We start from the raw sequence: 18,189 nt of genomic DNA on the forward strand, positions 1-18,189 counted from the left end.
TTCTCCGAAGGGCGTCTTCGAAGGCGAGGCTAGCCGTGCACCAACGCCCCCTCAAGCGGTGTCGTGTGCAACGATCATGGCTTGGCCCGCGCGCTCGCCACGCTGCGCAGCGCCGCGATCCGCGCCTGCAACCCCGCACGCTCGGATTCGCTCAGCCCGTCACGGGCATAGCGTTCCTCCAGCGCCGCGATCCGCCGGCTCTCGCGCCGCAATTCCCGCGCCTCGCGCCGCGAAAGCTCCTCCGCGTCTCGCGCGTCGCGGATCGACCGGTCGACCTGATCCAGTTCGCGCGCCACCCCGGGCAGCGCCGGGCGCGGCGCGGGCCACCCGGCATTGCTCCCCGCCGGATCGCGAATCTGCGCGGCGGCGGGGGCGGTGGCGAGCAGAATCGGGATCAACAGCTTGCGCATCGGGCATCTCCTCTGCCCTGATCGTCGCATGCGAACCCTGTCTGATCGCTGACCGGTCGCTCTGGGGTCAGAAATCTGTGGATGAACCTGTGCGCGAAAAAAATCCCATGTTCGCCCGTCGTTCTCTTGCATTCTGAAAAGGCGAGGAAGGTCCGCGCGTCGCACCGCATCGGCGCTGGTAAACATGCCATGAACCGAGTCATATCAGCGACGAACCGAGTCGCTTAACTGTCATTTACGCTATTGCCTCCCGCGCCGGATTGGCACAATCTCTAGTGGTCACACAGGGGGACAAGCCCAAGCACTGGTGGAGCATGGCTCGCGATCCTATATCGCGGGGCGCTTTGCCGTCGCCTGGGCAGGAGGGGGTGGACATGTTTTGTTCTCTCCGTTCCGGATGCTAAGGTGCTACGATCGGCACCGCCCCCGAGTCGTGACGATTGGACGTGGCAGGGGACGACCGATGGACTTCAGAGAAAGCCAGGAAACGAGCGTGAGTGAAACCGTGACCGATACCGTAGAGACGCTCGTCGAGCCCAAAACTGCTGCGCCGGAAAAGGCTGCCAAGACGAAGAAGAAGATCGACACCAAGTCGGTCGCCCCGCGCATCTACCCGGTCGAGGTCGATCATTCGCGCGACGCGCTGCTGACAGAATTCGGCAAGGACACGCTCAACGACCGCTATCTGCTGCCGGGCGAGAATTATCAGGACCTGTTCGTCCGCGTCGCGTCCGCATATGCCGATGACGCCGCGCACGCCCAGCGCATCTACGACTATATCTCGCGCCTGTGGTTCATGCCCGCCACCCCCGTGCTGTCGAACGGCGGCACCGGGCGCGGCCTGCCGATCAGCTGCTTCCTCAACTCCGTCCCCGACAGCCTCAACGGCATCGTCGACACCTGGAACGAGAATGTGTGGCTCGCCTCGCGCGGCGGCGGCATCGGCACCTATTGGGGCAATGTCCGCGGCATTGGCGAACCGGTCGGCCTCAACGGCAAGACGTCGGGCATCATCCCTTTCGTCCGCGTGATGGATTCGCTGACCCTCGCGATCAGCCAGGGCAGCCTGCGTCGCGGTTCGGCCGCCTGCTATCTCGACATCAGCCACCCGGAGATCGAGGAGTTCCTCGAAATCCGCAAGCCCAGCGGCGACTTCAACCGCAAGGCGCTGAACCTCCACCACGGCGTGCTGATCCCCGACGCGTTCATGGAAGCGGTGCGCGCCGGCGCCGACTGGGACCTCAAATCGCCCAAGGACGGCAGCGTCCGTGGGTCGGTCAACGCCCGCGCGCTGTTCCAGAAGCTGGTCGAAACCCGCCTCGCGACCGGTGAGCCGTACATCGTGTTCGCCGATCACGTGAACAACAACATGCCCAAGCATCACCGCGATCTGGGCCTCAAGGTCTCGACCTCGAACCTCTGCTCGGAAATCACCCTGCCGACCGGCAAGGACCATCTGGGGAACGAGCGCACCGCGGTCTGCTGCCTCTCCAGCCTCAACCTCGAAACCTGGGACGAGTGGAAGGGCGAGAAGGGGTTCATCGAGGACGTGATGCGCTTCCTCGACAACGTCCTTCAGGACTATATCGACCGCGCCGAGCCGGGCATGGAAAAGGCCGCCTATTCGGCCAGCCGCGAACGCAGCGTGGGCCTCGGCGTGATGGGCTTCCACAGCTTCCTCCAGGCGCGCGGCCTGCCGTTCGAGGGCGCGATGGCGAAGACCTGGAACAGCAAGATCTTCAAGCACATCAAGGCGCAGGTCGACGAAGCATCGATGCAGCTCGCGGTCGAGCGTGGCCCGTGCCCCGACGCCGCCGATATGGGCGTGATGGAGCGCTTCAGCTGCAAGATGGCGATCGCGCCGACCGCGTCGATCAGCATCATCTGCGGCGGCACCAGCGCGTGCATCGAACCGATCCCGGCCAACATCTACACGCACAAGACGCTGTCGGGCAGCTTCTCGGTCAAGAACCCGTATCTTGAGAAGATTCTGATCGAAAAGTCGAAGAACAGCGACAATGTCTGGAACTCGATCCTCGAGCGTGGCGGCTCGGTCCAGCATCTCGACTTCCTGACCCAGGAGGAAAAGGACGTGTTCAAGACGTCGTTCGAGATCGACCAGCGCTGGCTGCTCGAACTCGCCGGCGACCGCGCGCCCTATATCGATCAGGCCCAGTCGCTGAACCTGTTCATCCCGGCCGATGTCGAGAAATGGGACCTGCTGATGCTCCACTTCCGCGCGTGGGAGCTCGGCATCAAGTCGCTCTATTATCTCCGCAGCAAATCGGTGCAGCGCGCCGGGTTCGCGGGCGGGGTCGAGGCCGACAACACGATCGACGCGCCGCAGTTCAACCTGGGCAGAATCGACCGATTACGACGAGTGCCTGGCTTGCCAGTGAGCTAAATTCCCTCTCCCCTTGGGAGAGGGAGGGAGCCGCCGCAGGCGGCGGAAGGGTGAGGGTGATGCGTCTGTATCAGGACCAGCCATCTGGAACGGTGGATCAGCTCCGCACCCTGCGCCGCCACGCAACCGAGGCGGAGAAACATCTCCGCCGCGCGCTGCGGGAAGCCTTCCCCGAAGCCAAATGGCGCTTTCAGGCTCCGGTCGGCCCGTTCCGCGTCGATTTCCTGTGGTTCGCGGCGCGACTGGTGATCGAGGTCGATGGCGGCCAGCACGCGGAGGACGCCGAATGCGACGCCCGCCGCACCCGCTTCATCGAAGGTGAAGGCTATCGCGTGATCCGCTTCTGGAACAATGATGTGCTGAACAACACCGACGGCGTGATCGCGACAATCGCAAATTCCCTCTCCCATTGGGAGAGGGAGGGAGCGCCAAAGGCGCGGAAGGGTGAGGGTGACACACCTCAAGGCCATTCCCGCTCACCCTCACCCCGCGCCGCTGCGGCTTGCCCCTCTCCCAATGGGAGAGGGGATGAAGGAGCACCGCCCATGATCCGTCTCCTCCCCCTGCTGGGCCTCACCCTCCTCGCCGCCTGCGCACAGCAGGTCGCGACCGGTGTCGAGCCCGGCGCGCCCGGCTTCCTGCTCGGGCTGTGGCACGGCTTCATCTTCCCGGTCGCCTGGGTGCTCTCGCTCTTCGTCCCCGACGTCGCGGTCTATGCCGTGCCCAACAATGGCGGCTGGTATGATTTCGGCTATTTCCTCGGCATCTGCGTGTTCGGCGTCGGCGCGCATCGCGGGAAAAAGGTCGTGGTCAAGGAGCGCGTCGTGGTGCGCGACCGCGATCCCCTGTGACGAGCCTTCTGCCATGAATAGGGCCCTCGCCATTCAGGCCGGGATCGGCATCGCGTCGGGCGCGGCGGGCATCGCCCTGCTGCGCCGCCGCGCCGCATCGCGTGAGGGCGCCTATGCCCTGCGCATTGGCGGCACGATGCTGGTCGCGCTCTGTCTGTTCCTCACCGGCTTCGCGCTGGTCGCCAGCATGGCGGGTGGGGTATGACTAGGGGACTCGCGACCGGCTGGGCTTTGTTCTGGCTGAGCTTCCTGCTCGTGCTGTTCCCGCATCTCGCTGCGCGTATCGATGACCGCAATCTGGTGCGCTGGATCGCGGTTCCCGTTCTCATCGTGTCGGCAATCGGGCTGGCCGATCATTATTTCGGCCTCGGCCTGTCGACCCTTCCCCCGCCGTCCAGGGCGGGTTGAATCCAGTTTAGGAGTAATCCCATGCCTCTTCTCGAAGCCCGCAAGACCTACAAGCCGTTCGAATATCCCTGGGCGTTCGACTTCTGGAAGCGTCAGCAGCAGATCCACTGGCTCCCCGAAGAGGTGCCGCTGGGTGAGGATTGCCGCGACTGGGCGCAAAAGCTCACCGATCACGAACGCAATCTGCTGACCCAGATTTTCCGCTTCTTCACCCAGGCGGATGTCGAGGTGCAGGATTGCTACCACGAAAAATACGGCCGCGTGTTCAAGCCGACAGAGATCAAGATGATGCTCGCCGCCTTCTCCAACATGGAAACGGTGCACATCGCGGCGTACAGCCACCTGCTCGACACGATCGGCATGCCCGAAAGCGAATATGGCATGTTCCTCGAATATGCCGAGATGAAGGACAAGCACGATTACCTTCAGAAGTTCGGCGTCGATAATGACGAGGATATCGCCAAGACCCTCGCGATGTTCGGCGGCTTTACGGAGGGGCTTCAGCTGTTCGCGTCCTTCGCGATGCTGATGAACTTCCCGCGCTTCAACAAGATGAAGGGCATGGGCCAGATCGTCAGCTGGTCGGTGCGCGATGAATCGCTGCACTGCGAAGGCATCACCCGCCTGTTCCACGCCTTCACCAAGGAACGCGACTGCCTGACCAAGGCGGTGAAGGACGACATCATGGACGTCTGCCAGACGACCGTGCGGCTGGAGGATGCGTTCATCGACCTGGCGTTCGAACAGGGCCCGGTCCCCGGCATGACGCCCAAGGAGATCAAGAAGTATATCCGCTTCATCGCCGACTGGCGCCTCAACCAGCTGGGGCTGAAGCCGATCTACATGATCGACGAACACCCCCTGCCGTGGCTCACCCCGCTGCTCAACGGCGTCGAACACGCCAATTTCTTCGAAACCCGCGCGACCGAATATTCGAAGGGCGCGACCAAGGGCAACTGGAACGAAGTGTGGGATTCGTTCGACAAGCGCCAGAAGGCCAAGGCGGCTCCGGCAGCGAACGAGGATGCCGCTGAGGGCGGGTTGTTCGATGGGACGGTCGCGGCGGAGTAGAAGTTGGGTAGCCTTGCAGCCTTCTTCGCAACAGACGCCGGATTTGCGGCTGCATTTTCTGCGGTCGCAACTCTGTCGGCGACCTTTCTCGGTCAGGCTATTCGAGGAAGGGTGCGGCTGATTTGGTTTAGCCCAAATTCAACTCATTTTACTCTGCATTCCAACGAGCCAGGCGTTCAGCCCGTCCACATCAATTCAGGTCAGATCATTATTCAGAACCTCGGGCGGCAAGCTGCCGAGGGCGTGCAAGTTACTTCGATCCCGGGCGCTCCGCCCGCTGGTTACGTATTAATCCCTTCACTTGTGCATGAGACACGTTCTGGACCACGGGGCGAGTGGATTGTCGAGATACCCTTCATCTCGCCCGGGGAGGTCGTGACGCTCCAAATCCTGAATGGGCCGCCTATCGACTCCGTAAGGTCTGCTGGCGGAAGTGGTCGGCTTGTTCCGGTTATCCATCAGAGGCTCTATCCGAAGTGGCTTCAAGCCTCAGCGGGCGCTCTCATGTTTGTGGGTGTTGTCGCTCTCTTCTTCGCTTTGGGTTGGCTGATTTCAAGGCTTTGATTCGTCACCCCGGCCTTGTGCCGGGGTCCACTCATCCGCGCGCTATCGCCGTCAGCGGTTCCAGCCCCAAACCCACCGCCAGATCGTTCCACATGGGGTTCTCGCGTTCGATCAGGTTGCGCTTCCACTCCCGGCGATACCGCTTGACCTGCTTCTCGCGCCGGATCGCGGACTCCATCGTCCCGCCGACCTCGTAATAGACCAGCCGGTGAATGCCGTGGCGCTTGGTGAACCCATCGAACGTACCTGCGCGATGCTGGACGATCCGGCCAATCAGGTCGGAGGTCACCCCGACATAAAGCGTGCCGTTAAACGCGCTGGCGAGGATATAGACGCAGGGTAGGCGCTCGATCATTGGAGACATTGTCGGCCTTCCGGTGGACCCCGGAACAAGTCCGGGGTGACGGTGGACTTAGGACGTAGTGCTTGGCCTCTTTCGCCACCCGCGGGGGCCACGGTTTCGCAGGCGATGCGCTCGCGATTCCTCAACCGATCAGTCGATATGTCCCCCGATCGTCCACGAACTCTAATGAACCGCGATCTCGCATATCCTGCAACTCGCGGCTCAGTGTCATTTCTGGTGTTGCGCCCGTCGATCCGGTTTCAAAAACGATTGTACTCAACTCGTTCTCGATCAGCGACTGGCGGGTGAACTCTCCATTACCCGAGTGCGCCGCATGGCGTCGCACAGCTGCTTCGACAGCCTCGGTCCAGCTTGTCATTCATTCACTCCAGAACGCAGGAAACTTGATCCAAAACGAAGGAAACTCACCGATATCACGGAGCGAGCAGGCTATTCTGGCCTCTCGATCAAAATGTGAGTCATCCATGGCGCATGTTACCTTCACTTGTGAAGCCTGCGGAAGCAAGCTCGTTACCCGGGACGCTTGGGCGGAGTGGAACGAGGACACACAGAATTGGGTGTTGGGCGCTGCCTTTGACTACACGTTCTGCCACACGTGCGAAAAAGAGACTCGCCTTGTCGAGCAGAAACTTCCTAAACCCCCCTTTCCTACACGAACCAAATAGGTCAACTGAATCGACTCCAACCAACCGGAGTCGAGTCGATGCGCGACCAACCCACACCCGCCGCGCCGCCAGCGCGCAACCACTGGACCCCCGCGCGTCAGCGCATCTTCCTCACCGCGCTCGTCGAAACCGGCAGCATCGCCCGCGCCGCGCGCGCCGCCGGCATGTCGCGCTCCAGCGCCCATGCGCTGCGCAACCGCCTGACCGGCACGCCGTTCGACCATCACTGGAGCCACGCACTCAAACTCCACGCCGCACGGCTCGCCGATCCCTTCGCCCCCGATCCGCTCGCCCCGCGCGAACCCGCCACAGCCCGTAGCGCCCCCGTCGCCCCGGCGTCGCGTCCATGACGCGGCGCGGTCGCCAACCCGTCCAGACCCGGTGTCAGCCCGTCGCGCCGCTGTCGCGCACCTGTCACGTCGGAGTCGCGCCACCGTCACCCCACGGGTGTCAGCGTGTCGCAAACCCGCCCGCTTGCCGTCCCGAACCGGTCGCTTCTCCCGTACATACCCCCATGTTTGTCAGCATCGTCGGACAGCGCCCGTCGCCGAAGTCGAATGGTCATTCACCTTTTCGCGACCGCCCCATACCACGCCCTGGCGGGGTGGTTCGATCGGCTATGGCGGATGACGTTACGGAAACCGGCTTCCTTTCGCTCGCAGCACAATATGGTGTCCGCGACGACCCACGACCCGCCCCGCACGTGCGACAGACCGCGTGGTTAATTGGCCGATCCGCAAAAGCCCCGGCTTGTACCCCTGCACAAATCGCGCATAATCCTGCCCATGTCCGGAGGGGTGTGTCCGGGCTTCAACACTTTATGGAGCCTCCGGGTGATGACACGCGTATCGTCCTCACATCCCGTTCGTTCGGGATTCAGCCGCTGATGTCGAACACCCGCCCCCTGTTCTCGCTGCCCAGTTCGCAGGACGCCTGTGCGGCGATCGGCGACGAATTTCTCGTCGGCGGGATCGTCGGTTCGGCGCATGTCCTGACGCTCGAAGAGGTCCGGGCCGAGCGTCCGCGCACCTCGTCGACCGCGTGGCGCATGCCCTATTCGATGTTCCTGCGCGGCGCCCCCGGCGCATCGCTGCCCCAGGGCCTCTACTGGGTCTCGCACCATCATTTCGGCCGGATGTGCCTGTTCCTCATCCCCCGCAGCCGCGAACCCCGCACCGGCGCGGTGCGCTACGAGGCTGTGTTCGACTGACAACGCTAGCGGCGCAAAAGACGCCCGAACACGCTTCGGTCCTTCAGGATTTCCCGCGCGGCATTATGCCCCGGCGCACCGGTCACCCCGCCGCCCGGATGGGTGCCAGCGCCGCAAAGGTACAGGCCGCCGATCGGCCCGCGATAATCGCCATGCCCCAGCACCGGCCGCGCCGCCCAGAGCTGGTCGAGCGACATGCGGCCGTGGAAGATGTCGCCATCGACCAGCCCGAACTTGCGTTCGAGGTCGGTGGGGGAGTGGATCTGGCGGGCGATGATGGCGTCGCGGAAATTGGGGGCGTGCTGCGTCACCGTGTCGATAATGTCGTCCGCCGCCGCCTCGCGTTCATCGTCCCAGCTCCGCCCGTTGGGCAGGACGGGGGCGAATTGCTGGCAGAACAGGCTGGCGACATGGCAGCCCGCCGGGGCCAGGCTGTCGTCGACGGTGGAGGGGATGGTCATCTCCACCACCGGCGCGTTCGACCAGCCATAGCGGACCGCGTCCTCATGGGCCTTGTCCATATAGTCCATGGTCGGCGCGATGATGATGCCGCTGCGATGATGCTCGGCATCGCTGCCGGGAAGCACCGTGAAATCAGGGAGTTGTGAGAGCGCGACATTCATCCGGAAACTGCCCGATCCGGTCTTGAACCCCGCAATCCGCCGGTTGAAATCGGCGGGCAGCTCGCTGGAATCGACCAACTGGCGGAACAGCAGGGCAGGGCCGACATTGGCGACGACCGTCTTCGCCGCAATCTCCTCGCCACTGGCAAGGCGCACCCCGGCGGCCCGACCACCATCGACCAGCACCCGGTCGACCGGAGCCTCCAGGCGGATCACCGCCCCGGCCTCCCGGACCGCATCGGCCATCATTCCGGTGATGGCGCCCATCCCCCCGACCGGATGGCCCCAGGCACCCTTCTTGCCGTTCACCTCGCCAAAGACATGGTGCAGCAGGACATAGGCCGACCCCGGCGCCGCCGGCCCGGCAAAATTGCCTACCACCGCATCGAACGCGAATGCCGCCTTGACGTGTTCATTCTCGAACCACCCGTCGAGAAACTCCCGAGCCGACTGGACGAACAGGGCGAGGGCATCCCGCTGCCCCTCGATCGGCAGGGAAGCGACCTGCCGCCCCTGTGCCGCCGCCGCCACCAGCGCCGCAATCCCACCCCCGGCATTGGGCGGGGTCTTGAGCGCCATGCTCCGCAACAGGTCCGCCACCCGCTCCAGCGCGGCCTCGTAACCGTCCAGCGCCGCGGCATCGCTTTGTCGAGAAGCGGGCAAACTCCGCCCTTGTCCGCTCCGCCCCGCCGCCCAGCTTCAGATAATCCCCGTCCAGCGGAAAGAAGTTCGACACTGGCCGCTCGATCACCCGGTAACCCCGGTCGACCAGCTTCATGTCAGCAATGACCTTGGGCTGGAGCAGGCTGACGGTGTAGCTCGCCGCGGAGTTGCGGAACCCGGGGTGAAACTCCTCGGTCACCGCCGCCCCGCCGACCACATCGCGCCGCTCGATCACACAGACCTCGAGGCCGGCGCGGGCGAGGTAGAAGGCACAGGTCAGCCCATTATGCCCCGCCCCTATGATGACCGCGTCAAACCTTTGGGTCATGCCTTCAGCCGCTCCGCGTGCCAGGCAACATGGTCGCTCATGAAGCTGGAGATGAAATAATAGCTGTGGTCATAGCCGGGCTGCATCCGCAGTGTGAGGTCGATCCCCGCATCGCGGCACGCCGCGGCCAGCAATTCGGGCTTGAGCTGTTCGGTCAGAAACGCATCGGCATCCCCCTGATCGACCAGCAATTCGGCAACGCGCAGCCCATCCTCGATCATTGCAACCGCATCATACCGCCGCCATGCCTCGCGATCATCGCCCAGATATCCGGTCAGCGCCTTCTGCCCCCACGGGCACAGCGACGGTGCGACGATCGGGGCGAATGCGCTGATCGACCGGAACCGGTCGGGGTTGCGCAACCCGATCGTCAGCGCGCCATGCCCACCCATCGAATGGCCCGTGATCCCCTGACGGCTGAGATCAGCCATCGGAAACTCCCGCAGGATCAGCCCGGGCAACTCATCCTCGATATAAGAGCGCATCCGGTAGCTCGCCGACCACGGCGCCTGCGTCGCATCGACATAGAAACCAGCGCCCTTGCCAAAGTCATAGGCTTCGTCATCCGCCACATCATCGCCGCGCGGCGAGGTGTCCGGGGCAATGAAGATCACGCCATGCTCGGCGCAGGCCGCACGATACTCGCCCTTTTCGGTGACATTGGCATGGGTGCAGGTCAGCCCCGAAAGGTACCAGAGCACCGGCAGCTTCGCGCCTTCGGCATGATCCGGAACGAACACCGAGAACGTCATCGGCGTGCCGGTCGCGGTCGATGAATGGCGGTACACGCCCTGCACTCCGCCATGCGCCTTGTTGGTCGAGACCGTCTCGAAGCTCATCTGAACACCACCGTGCGATTGCCGTTGAGGAATACCCGTCGCGCTCCGATCGCATCGACCGCGCGCGCCAGCACCTGCGCCTCGATATCGCGGCCGATGCGGATCAGGTCGTCGACGCTGTCGCGATGGTCGACCCGCTCCACCGCCTGGTCGATGATCGGCCCTTCGTCGAGGTCGCTGGTCACGAAATGCGCGGTCGCTCCGATCAGCTTGACCCCGCGATCATGCGCCCGGTGATAGGGCTTTGCGCCCTTGAACCCCGGCAGGAAGCTGTGATGGATGTTGATGCACCGCCCCGCCAGCCGATCGGCAAACTCGGGGGTCAGCACCTGCATGTAGCGGGCGAGCACCAGATAGGGGGCACCCGCGGATTCCATCACTGCTTCGATCGCGTGTTCCTGTGCCGCGTTGCCGCCGGCCTCGACCGGAAGGTAATGATACGGCACGCCATGCCATTCGGTCAGGCCGCGCAGCTTCTCATGGTTCGATACAACCGCGACGATCCGCGCCGACAGCGTCCCCGCCTGTTGCCGGTGGAGCAGGTCGTTGAGGCAGTGCGACCCCTTCGACACTGCAACCACCAATGCCGGCTTTTCGTCGCTGGCCGACAACCCCCAGTCGAGCTCAAAGCGCGTCGCCACCGGGGTGAAGGCGGCGACCAGCGCGTCCCGATCGACCGGAAAGCGCGGCCCGCCCGATGTGAATACCACCCGCATGAAAAAGCGGCCGGTCTCCAGGTCGGCATATTGCTGGCTGTCGAGGATGAACCCGTCCTGCTCGGCCAGGAATCCGCTCACCCCCGCGACGATGCCCACCCGGTCGGTGCAGGTCAGCGTCAGGATCCAGCCCGCACTCACTTCGGGACGCGATACATCGCGCAGACCTTGTTCCCCGCCGGATCGCGCAGATAGGCAAGGTAGAGCGCGCCGAACGCATTTTCGCGGATGCCCGGCGGATCCTCGATCGCGGTACCGCCATGCGCGAGACCGGCAGCGTGCCAGGCGTCGACCATTTCCGGGCTCTCTGCAGCAAAGCCGACCGTGCCGCCATTGGCGTGGCACGCGGGCTGGCCGTCGATCGGCTGGCTCAGCATGAAGATGCCGCCATTGTGCATGTAGAAGGCGCGGCCCTTGGGATCGACACTGCCCGCGCGGGCACCGAGCGCGCCGAGCGTGGCGTCATAAAATGCCTTGGACGCCGCGACGTCGTTGGCGCCGAGCATGATATGGCTGAACATGGCTTCCTCTCCCCTTGTTTAGTTTCAGAACACCACGACGCTGCGAATGCTCTCCCCCGCATGCATCAGGTCGAACCCCTTGTTGATGTCCTCCAGACCCATGACATGGGTGATCATCGGGTCGATCTCGATCTTGCTGGTCATGTACATGTCGACGATCTTCGGAACATCGGTGCGGCCCTTGGCGCCGCCAAATGCGGTGCCGCGCCAGTTGCGACCGGTGACCAGCTGGAACGGGCGTGTGGCGATCTCCTTGCCCGCTTCGGCCACGCCAATGATGATGCTGGTGCCCCAGCCGCGATGGCAGGCCTCAAGCGCGATGCGCATCACGTCGGTGTTGCCGGTCGCGTCGAAGGTATAGTCGGCGCCGCCATCGGTCATCGCGACGATCCGGGCCACGACATCCTCACGGCTCATGCCGCGCGAATTGAGGAAGTCGGTCATCCCGAAGCGGCGGCCCCATTCCTCACGGTCGGGATTGATATCGACGCCGATGATCTGGTTCGCGCCGGCGAGCCGCGCGCCCTGGATCACGTTGAGGCCGATGCCGCCGAGTCCGAACACGACGACATTGTCGCCGACCTGCACCTTGGCCGTGTTGATCACCGCGCCGACCCCGGTGGTGACGCCACAGCCGATATAGCAGCTGGTCTGGAAGGGCGCGTCCTCGCGGATCTTTGCGACGGCGATCTCGGGCAGCACGGTGAAGTTCGAGAAGGTCGAGCAGCCCATGTAGTGATAGATCGGCTGGCCCCTGTAGCTGAAGCGCGTGGTGCCGTCGGGCATCAGCCCCTTGCCCTGCGTCGCGCGGATCGCGGTGCACAAATTGGTCTTGCCGCTGAGGCACGACTTACACTGGCGGCATTCGGGCGTGTAGAGCGGGATGACATGATCGCCCGGGGTGACGCTGGTGACGCCTGCGCCGACCTCGCGCACCACCCCCGCGCCCTCATGCCCCAGCACGCTGGGGAAAATCCCCTCGCTGTCGAGCCCGTCGAGCGTATAGGCATCGGTGTGGCAGATGCCGGTCGCCATGATCTCGACCAGCACTTCGCCCGCCTTGGGACCCTCCAGGTCCAGCTCGACGATCTCCAGCGGCTTCTTCGCCTCGAACGCAACGGCGGCGCGGGTCTTCATGGTTTCAATGCTCCTTGCTTCGCTGCGCTTTTGGCAAGGGATCGCACTCCGCGCCAGCCCGAACCGATTGTATGTGAAACTTACAGTTCAGATCGCCGCCATGTCCGCCTTGTAATGGTGCCAGGCCAGGATCGCCGCGGCACCGCGATGCGGCCGCCACGCTTCGGCGATCTCGCGGGTCTGCTTTTCCGACGGACGCTCGGCATGGCCCATGATTCGGCCGATCTCGATCTGCACCGCCAGGTCGCCCGCCGGCCAGATGTCGCGTCGCCCCTCTGCGAACAGCAGATAGATTTCCGCCGACCAGCGCCCGATCCCCTTGATCCGGACCAGCTGAGCGATCGCTTCCTCGTCATCTGCGGGCAGCGCGGTCAGGTCGATCCGGCCGCTCGACACCTCTTCGGCCAGGCTCCTGGCATAGCTCGCCTTTTGCCGGGAGAGCCCGGCGGCGCGCAATGCATCGTCGGGAGCGGCGGCGACGATATCGGGCCGGGTCAGATCGCCGATCCCCGCTGCCAGCTTGCTCCAGATCGATGCCGCCGCGGCGACACTCACCTGCTGCCCGACGATGGTGCGCAGCAGAGTCTCATAACCCGGTTCGCGGATGCGCGGCTCGGGATAGCCGACCCGCGCGACCGCTGCGGCCATCAACGGCTCGTCTGCCGCGATCGCATCCAGCGATTCGCGCAGCTGTTCGGCAGTCAGTCCCATCGTTCGGATCCTTGAAAGCGGCGGCATTCCCCGGCATGGGCGCGGAACACACAGGAGAAGATCATGCCCAAGCTTATCGTCGTCACACGCGAAGGAGAAGAACGCGAAGTCGAAGGCGAAGTGGGCCTGAGCGTCATGGAAGTGATCCGCGACAACGGGTTCGACGAACTGCTCGCTTTGTGTGGCGGCTGCTGCTCGTGCGCGACCTGCCACGTTCATGTCGATCCGGAATTTGCGGCCAAAATTCCGCCGATGAGCGAGGACGAGAACGACCTGCTCGACAGCTCGTCGGACCGCAACGAGAGGTCGCGCTTGTCGTGCCAGCTCCAGTTTACCGCCGCGCTCGACGGCCTCAAGGTGACGATCGCGGCCGAGGACTAAGCAGGGCGCGCTGCGATCCGTTCAGGAGCGCGGCGCGACCTTGACCACCGCCATCGGGGCGTCCTTGCTCAGAGGGGTCGCCTTCCAGGTGACGGTGCGGCGGGTGCCATCGGTCTTCGCGCCATCCTCGTTATTCTGGCTGACGATCTCGCCGTCGGTGACCAAAGTGAAGGTGCCGTCCAGCTTGGTCTTGGCGTCGTCCGACTTGCCCTTGCCGGGCGAATCGCTGTCGCCGAACGCGGGTGCCTTGACCCGGACGGTGTCCGCCCCGCGCAGTTCGAGCACGACGAAGGGAAAGATCACCTCCGCGTCGATATTGTACGGCCACAGGAAATTGTGGGTCAGCTTGCCGCCGATCTGGTAATCCACCACAAACACGCCGTCGCCCTTGTAGGTGACCGAACGATATCCCGCCTCCTTGGTCAGCGCCTCGGCGATCGCCTTGAACTTTGCCTCCTTCTTGGCGGCCTCCTCGGCATCGTCCTTGGTCGAGTCTTCCTCGGCGGCGGCGGGGGCATCCTCGTCCTCCTGCCAGGTGGCATCGCGGAGCAGGCTGGTCGTGGTCTTCGTCTTGTCGTCCTCGTCTCCCATCCCCTTGAAGGCGTCGCCCATACCCTTGGCCATTTCGCCAGCGATATCGACCGCGATCACCTCACCCTGATAGCTGAAGGTAAAGCTGCGATCGGCGAGGATGGTGAGGGTGGAGACGAACTTGCCCGGACTGAACGCACATCCGACCAGCAGCACGGGGGCAAGGACCGCGAGCGCAATCCCCTTGAACCGATCGAACATGGCGTCATTCCCCCGTTGGCGCGGACCGGTGGGTCAGCGCGAGATAGCTGCGTACAGCGCGATGGCTGCGGCGTTGGATACGTTCAGGCTCTCGACGCGAGGCGAGATCGGCAGGCGTGCCAGCTCGTCGCAATGCGCGGCGGTGTTATGCCGCATCCCCTCGCCCTCGGCGCCCAGCACCAATGCGGGGCGCGTATCGCCCATCACCTCGCCCAGCGTGCCCTTGGCCTCGCCCGCCAGGCCGATGCGCCAGAATCCCGCTTCGCCAATCTCGTCGAGCGCGCGGGCAAGATTGACCACACGGACCCACGGCACCAGCTCCAGCGCCCCCGATGCGGCGCGCGCGAGCGATCCCGATTCGGGCGGCGCGTGACGGTCCTGCGTGACGATGCCGAGCGCGTCGAATGCTGCCGCCGAGCGCAGGATCGCGCCGACATTATGCGGGTCGGTGACATGATCGAGCACCAGCAGCGGGCGACGATCGTCCGCGCCCTGCTCCAGCAGATCTCCCAGCCAGATCTCCTCCAGCGGATCGACCTCGATCACGATGCCCTGGTGCGGCGCGTCGGACGGGACCATCCGGGCAAGATCGGCCACGTCGGCATAAGTGATCGGCAGGATCGGGGGCAGGTCGAGCGCGCCCAGCGCCTCGCGCGTCCCCCACACCTTGCGTACCCGCCGCTCGGGATTGGCCAGCGCCGCGGTCACGGCGTGGCGGCCCCAGAAGCGGGGGCGGTTGCTGTTCGATCCGGATTGGGGACGATGCCCCCGTCTTGGCCTCTGGCTCATAGCTCACTCTAGGTTCCGCTGGCGCGGAACCGGGCGCGGGGCCGGTGCCGCAACGCTTCAGCAACTTTGAAACGACTTAGAAGCCACAACCCGCGCGCGCAAGGCGTTGACAGCGCCGCGCCGCTTCGGCATTGGCGCGCACTCGCTTCGGCGTGCCGCATGGAAGGGTGGCCGAGTGGTTAAAGGCAGCAGACTGTAAATCTGCCCGCGTGAGCGTACACTGGTTCGAATCCAGTCCCTTCCACCATCCCTTCGGCCGCTGGAACAGAAGCGATCCCTGGCGGGGTGTTCGGGCCTTGGCACCCACTGTCTCCCAAAGGAAACCTCCCGGCGCGGAGGCACGCGCCAGGAGGCTGATAGGGCGGCAGTGTCGCGCGATCAGAAGCGGATCGTACCCGAAACCCCGAAGGTCCGCGGCTCGCTCGCCATCACGCGGTTCGCGGTGCTGCCAGGGAACACCGTATTGTTGAGTCCGAGTGCAGCGCCGAGCGGCTGATAGACCGACAGCGGCCGGTATTTGGTATCGGTCAGGTTGCGGGCGAACACCGCCAGCGACCAGCGATCGTCACGCCCATAAAGCGTCAGGCGCGCGCCGAGCAGCGCATAGCCATCCGCCAGCGATTGCGGGTTGTTGTCGTTGACCGTGCCGACGAACTGGTCGGACACGAGCGATAGATTGGCGTTTGCCTCCCAGCTCATCCCTCCGGTGCCGAGGTCCCCGGTCCAGTTGATTGCGAAATTGCCCACCCATTCGGGCGAGAAGGTGTTGGGCTTGCCGGTCAGGTCCTGCGTTCCGGTCAGGCCCGGCAGGTTCGACGCGGTGGTGAAGGAGGTGAAGGTCGAGTCGAGATAGGCCAGCGACGCGCTGAACGAAAAGTCGCGGGTCGGCGCGATCACCGTGTCGAACTCGAACCCCTGTTGGCGCAGATTGCCGGCGTTGCGCACGATGAAGCTGACCCCGTCGAACGCGCGGTCCTGGAACCCGCCGATATCCATCCGATAGAGCGTCAGATTCGCCTTGAGCGCGCGGTCGAGCCAGGTCGATTTGATGCCCAGTTCGTAATTCTTCACCGTCTCGCGGTCGAATAGCCGCTTGGTCGAGATCAGGTTGCCGCTGCCATCGAAGGTCGACAGCGACGGCGTGCCACCGCCCGAATTGTACCCGCCCGACTTGTAGCCGGTCGAATGGTTGGCAAAGATCAGCACGTCCGCGCTCGGCTTGTAGTTGAGGCTGACGCGATAGGTGAAGCGGCTCTCGCTGATGCCGGGGAAGGTCAGCGCCTCGGGCGCGCGCAGCGTCTGGGTGAAGGGGCTGGAGGTCTGGGTATAGGTCCCTTCCTTCTCATCCTTGGTCCAGCGCCCGCCCAGCGTCAGCGTCAGCTGATCGCTGAGGTGCAGATTGCCCTGCGCATAGGCGGCGATGCTCGTCACCTTCTGGAACACGTCCTGATCGGTCGCGCCGATGCCGCCGGTGCTCGTGTAGTAACCAGTGCACGCCGTCCGCCCCGGCCCGGCCGGGACCAGCACGTTGCAGAAGCTGCTGCCGAGATTGAGCACCTCGCTCAGCGCGAAATCCTCCTGGAAGAAATACAGGCCCGCGACCATGTCGAACATGCCGCCCATCCAGCCGCGCTCGGGCGAGATGAACTGAAGCTCGTGATTGTGGCTCTTCGAATCGAACAGGCTGCGTCGATTGGCGAGCGACACCGGGAAATAGATGATGTCGCCGTCGAGCTGGTCGTTGGTCCATACGCGATAGCTGTTGATCAGCTTGAGCGTCGATCCGCCGATGTCGAGCGATGCGGTGCTCGACACGCCCCAGTTGGTGTCGATCAGTCCGGTCGCCATGAACTGGTTCATGTTGCGGTCGTCGAGATTGGTGTCGGGCCCGCCGGCAAAGGCGGCCTGGATGAAGGCGAGTCGCGCGGCGCTGACCGAATTGGCGTCGAAATCGAAATTGGCCACGCCGTCGCCGTCGAGGCGGGTGTAATCGCCGCGCACGATCCATTCGACATTGCCGAGATCGGCCTTGATCGTGCCGCGGAACGACATGTCGTCCGACCCGCCATAGCGCTTGCCGTCGAGCCGGTTGACCCACGGCCCCTGATACCATTGCCCCATGCCGGCGAGGCGCATCGCGACATTCTGGCCGAGCGGAATGTTGACATGGCCGCTCAGCTTGTAGCGGTCGAACGAGCCGATCTCGCCCGAAACCTGGCCGGAAAAACTGTCCTCGGGCAGCGCGCTGCGCAGCGAGAGCGCGCCAACGCTGGCGTTGCGGCCGAACAACGTGCCCTGCGGTCCGCGCAGCACCTCGACCCCGTCAATGTCGAGGAACGCGCCGAGCACCGATCCCGAACGCGGCACATAGACGCCGTCGACGAATACCGCGACGCTCGGTTCGATCAGCGTGTTGGCGAGCGAGCCGACGCCACGGATGCCGATGCGGGTCGATCCGGTGTTGGACGAGCGCACCGTCTGGAAGTTGGTGGCGACGCGACCCAGGTCGAGCACCGTGGTGACGCTCGCCTGTTCCAGCGTCTCTTCATTGAAAGCGGCGATCGAGATCGGGACGGTCTGCACGCTTTCGGAGCGCTTTTGCGCGGTGACGACGATCTCGTCGCTGTCGCGCTCTTCCGCTGTAGCTGACGCGCTGTCCTGCGCGAATGCGGGTGCGCCGAGGCAAGCGGCGACCAACGCGACACCACTGACGCACAGACGCAACTGGGGCATGAACTTCAT

At 64.3% G+C, this 18,189-nt stretch carries 18 protein-coding genes, 1 tRNA gene and 2 pseudogenes; 9 read left to right on the forward strand and 12 right to left on the reverse strand.

Translation table 11 applies throughout. The annotated features are described in order from the left end of the window. Positions 1–74: 74 nt before the first annotated feature. Positions 75–410, reverse strand: a complete 336-nt coding sequence (locus LRS08_RS11135) for a hypothetical protein (RefSeq protein ID WP_260480731.1) — start codon at positions 408–410, stop codon at positions 75–77. A gap of 463 nt (positions 411–873) precedes the next feature. On the opposite strand from LRS08_RS11135, the pseudogene LRS08_RS11140 reads away from it, so the two are divergent. From LRS08_RS11140 to LRS08_RS11160, 5 genes and pseudogenes are all read left to right on the forward strand, one after another. Further along, positions 874–2,809, forward strand: a pseudogene (locus LRS08_RS11140) (ribonucleoside-diphosphate reductase subunit alpha). A 64-nt stretch (positions 2,810–2,873) separates the two neighbouring features. Next, positions 2,874–3,665, forward strand: coding sequence for an endonuclease domain-containing protein (locus LRS08_RS11145; protein WP_257843626.1), 792 nt, complete (start codon positions 2,874–2,876; stop codon positions 3,663–3,665). Between the two features lie 13 nt (positions 3,666–3,678). After that, positions 3,679–3,870, forward strand: a complete 192-nt coding sequence (locus LRS08_RS11150) for a hypothetical protein (protein ID WP_257843625.1) — start codon at positions 3,679–3,681, stop codon at positions 3,868–3,870. Continuing rightward, positions 3,867–4,073 (forward strand): hypothetical protein, encoded by a 207-nt coding sequence (locus LRS08_RS11155; protein ID WP_257843624.1) that lies wholly within the window; start codon positions 3,867–3,869, stop codon positions 4,071–4,073. Before LRS08_RS11150 ends, LRS08_RS11155 begins: the two co-directional genes overlap by 4 nt. A gap of 21 nt (positions 4,074–4,094) precedes the next feature. Further along, positions 4,095–5,144, forward strand: coding sequence for a ribonucleotide-diphosphate reductase subunit beta (locus LRS08_RS11160; protein ID WP_260480732.1), 1,050 nt, complete (start codon positions 4,095–4,097; stop codon positions 5,142–5,144). 595 nt (positions 5,145–5,739) lie between these two features. Here LRS08_RS11160 and LRS08_RS11165 read toward each other — a convergent pair. After that, complete coding sequence (locus LRS08_RS11165; RefSeq protein ID WP_257843623.1) at positions 5,740–6,063, reverse strand: GIY-YIG nuclease family protein; 324 nt, start codon at positions 6,061–6,063, stop codon at positions 5,740–5,742. Between the two features lie 130 nt (positions 6,064–6,193). Next, the gene (locus LRS08_RS11170; protein ID WP_257843622.1) at positions 6,194–6,430 is read right to left on the reverse strand and encodes a hypothetical protein; all 237 of its coding nucleotides are present in this window, start codon (positions 6,428–6,430) and stop codon (positions 6,194–6,196) included. Between the two features lie 345 nt (positions 6,431–6,775). Here LRS08_RS11170 and LRS08_RS11175 point away from each other — a divergent pair, with 345 nt between their 5' ends. Continuing rightward, positions 6,776–7,087: a LysR family transcriptional regulator gene (locus LRS08_RS11175; protein ID WP_257843621.1), complete on the forward strand. Its 312-nt coding sequence runs from the start codon at positions 6,776–6,778 to the stop codon at positions 7,085–7,087. 536 nt (positions 7,088–7,623) lie between these two features. Continuing rightward, positions 7,624–7,947, forward strand: coding sequence for a DUF6916 family protein (locus tag LRS08_RS11180; protein WP_257843620.1), 324 nt, complete (start codon positions 7,624–7,626; stop codon positions 7,945–7,947). A gap of 5 nt (positions 7,948–7,952) precedes the next feature. Here the strand turns inward: LRS08_RS11180 and LRS08_RS11185 are convergent. The 6 genes and pseudogenes from LRS08_RS11185 to LRS08_RS11210 form a co-directional block, all read right to left on the reverse strand. Further along, positions 7,953–9,561: pseudogene (locus LRS08_RS11185) on the reverse strand (phytoene desaturase family protein). After that, the gene (fghA, locus tag LRS08_RS11190; protein ID WP_260480733.1) at positions 9,558–10,400 is read right to left on the reverse strand and encodes an S-formylglutathione hydrolase; all 843 of its coding nucleotides are present in this window, start codon (positions 10,398–10,400) and stop codon (positions 9,558–9,560) included. The pseudogene LRS08_RS11185 and the gene fghA overlap by 4 nt, the downstream one beginning before the upstream one ends. Then, on the reverse strand, positions 10,397–11,242 hold the full coding sequence (purU, locus tag LRS08_RS11195; protein WP_257845432.1) for a formyltetrahydrofolate deformylase: 846 nt from the start codon (positions 11,240–11,242) through the stop codon (positions 10,397–10,399). The genes fghA and purU overlap by 4 nt, the downstream gene beginning before the upstream one ends. Positions 11,243–11,253: 11 nt before the next feature. After that, positions 11,254–11,637 (reverse strand): VOC family protein, encoded by a 384-nt coding sequence (locus LRS08_RS11200; RefSeq protein WP_257843619.1) that lies wholly within the window; start codon positions 11,635–11,637, stop codon positions 11,254–11,256. 24 nt (positions 11,638–11,661) lie between these two features. Continuing rightward, positions 11,662–12,774 carry an S-(hydroxymethyl)glutathione dehydrogenase/class III alcohol dehydrogenase gene (locus LRS08_RS11205; RefSeq protein WP_260480734.1) on the reverse strand — a complete coding sequence of 371 codons (1,113 nt, stop codon included), beginning with the start codon at positions 12,772–12,774 and terminating at the stop codon, positions 11,662–11,664. 87 nt (positions 12,775–12,861) lie between these two features. Continuing rightward, positions 12,862–13,485: a DNA-3-methyladenine glycosylase family protein gene (locus LRS08_RS11210; protein ID WP_257843618.1), complete on the reverse strand. Its 624-nt coding sequence runs from the start codon at positions 13,483–13,485 to the stop codon at positions 12,862–12,864. A 63-nt stretch (positions 13,486–13,548) separates the two neighbouring features. Here LRS08_RS11210 and LRS08_RS11215 point away from each other — a divergent pair, with 63 nt between their 5' ends. Then, the gene (locus tag LRS08_RS11215) at positions 13,549–13,866 is read left to right on the forward strand and encodes a 2Fe-2S iron-sulfur cluster-binding protein (protein ID WP_257843617.1); all 318 of its coding nucleotides are present in this window, start codon (positions 13,549–13,551) and stop codon (positions 13,864–13,866) included. Positions 13,867–13,887: 21 nt separating this feature from the next. Here LRS08_RS11215 and LRS08_RS11220 read toward each other — a convergent pair whose 3' ends face one another. Both LRS08_RS11220 and rlmB read right to left on the reverse strand, forming a co-directional pair. Beyond that, entirely contained in the window at positions 13,888–14,658 is a 771-nt protein-coding gene (locus LRS08_RS11220; RefSeq protein ID WP_257843615.1) for a hypothetical protein, read from the reverse strand. 33 nt (positions 14,659–14,691) lie between these two features. After that, on the reverse strand, positions 14,692–15,447 hold the full coding sequence (gene rlmB, locus LRS08_RS11225) for a 23S rRNA (guanosine(2251)-2'-O)-methyltransferase RlmB (protein ID WP_257843614.1): 756 nt from the start codon (positions 15,445–15,447) through the stop codon (positions 14,692–14,694). Between the two features lie 161 nt (positions 15,448–15,608). Between rlmB and LRS08_RS11230 the strand changes: the two genes are divergently transcribed. Then, positions 15,609–15,694 (forward strand) — tRNA-Tyr (locus LRS08_RS11230). A 131-nt stretch (positions 15,695–15,825) separates the two neighbouring features. Here the strand turns inward: LRS08_RS11230 and LRS08_RS11235 are convergent. Next, complete coding sequence (locus LRS08_RS11235; protein ID WP_260480735.1) at positions 15,826–18,189, reverse strand: TonB-dependent receptor; 2,364 nt, start codon at positions 18,187–18,189, stop codon at positions 15,826–15,828.

The organism is Sphingomonas sp. J315, from assembly GCF_024666595.1.
Taxonomy (GTDB): domain Bacteria; phylum Pseudomonadota; class Alphaproteobacteria; order Sphingomonadales; family Sphingomonadaceae; genus Sphingomonas.